Source organism: Oleiphilus sp. HI0080, from assembly GCF_001635135.1.
Window position 1 is genome coordinate 1 of sequence record NZ_LWFU01001037.1, and the last position, 1389, is coordinate 1389.

Sequence of the window (1389 nt, forward strand, 5' to 3'; positions counted from 1 at the left end):
TCATTCGAATCTGGTTAATAAAGATACATAGGCAATTGGCATTCTTAATATTGCCTGTGATCTTTCGCAAGGCTTGTGACATCAAGCGAGCCTGCAGACCCATGTGACTATCACCCATATCACCCTCAATCTCGGCACGAGGCGTTAGCGCCGCTACGGAGTCAACAATGATCACATCGACAGCACCAGAGCGAACCAACATATCTGCAATTTCGAGCGCTTGCTCCCCGGTATCAGGTTGCGATACTAATAACTCATCAACATTAACACCTAGTTTCTCTGCATAGATTGGGTCAAGTGCGTGCTCTGCATCGACAAAGGCACACGTTTTACCCTGCTTCTGCGCTTCAGCGATTACCTGAAGTGTCAACGTCGTCTTACCCGAACTCTCAGGGCCATATATCTCGACGATTCGACCATAAGGGAGGCCGCCTATGCCTAACGCGATATCTAACCCGAGAGAGCCCGTCGAAACTGCGGGAATAGCTTCTCTTGGTTGATCACCCATTTTCATGACCGCGCCCTTACCAAACTGTTTTTCAATTTGAGAGAGTGCTGCGTTAAGTGCCTTTTGCTTGTTGCCTTCCATTTTGATTCCCCTATCGATTTGTGATGAATTATGTCGCATCCTTGCAACCACAATATACTGTATGCTTAATCAGTATTATGTGCAGCGATATTTAATCTGTCCAGTTTTTTATCCAGTAGTTGACTTACAAATGCGTAAACCTCTTCTTGCTAAGTAAGATACAAGCTAAAGCGTCAAAAACTGTCGCCGAAATTTAGTGACCGCCTAAAACAACAATTTTTTAGTGTTTTCAGCATAGGCTAAACGTATGCTTATCTTTATCGTCTCGATCAACCTCTAATAAATAAGACGCTTAAAATAATGCAAAACACCAGTCCAGTGCTTGAAGAAAACACCCAAGTAAAACGCCCAATGGTAATTGATGGTTCATTTCTTTTTGGAAATTTACTTGAGTTTGGTAAAGATCCACTGGCGTTCATACAACGGGCGCTCCGGTTAAAGCAGCCCATCATCGATTTTTGCATGCCATCACAACGCATTTCCTTAGTAACAAGTGCGGATATNGCGCACCAAGTACTTGTTAAGCACGCATCACAGTTCAAGAAAGCGGATAATGACGTTGGCGTTATGGCTCATGTCCTTGGCAATGGATTGGTGACAAATAACGATTTTGCGTCCCACAAGAAGCAGCGCAAGCTTACCCAGCCTGGATTTCACTTCAGACGCATTCAATCCTATGCAGATACCATGATTCGATATACGAGACAGTATTCTGATGACTGGCTGACTGATGCTGAGCGTGACATTAATGATGACATGTTCAAGCTAACGCTGTTTATCGTTTCGAAAACACTTTTTGA

General features: G+C 43.7%; 2 protein-coding genes. One reads left to right on the forward strand and one right to left on the reverse strand.

All coding sequences use genetic code 11. The features are described from left to right. Positions 1 to 589: recombinase RecA (recA, locus tag A3751_RS19390; protein ID WP_068458605.1), on the reverse strand; the 589-nt coding region annotated here is incomplete at its 3' end. A gap of 300 nt (positions 590 to 889) precedes the next feature. Between recA and A3751_RS19395 the strand changes: the two genes are divergently transcribed. After that, positions 890 to 1389 (forward strand): cytochrome P450 (locus tag A3751_RS19395; protein ID WP_156492649.1); only part of this gene is annotated, 500 nt, incomplete at its 3' end.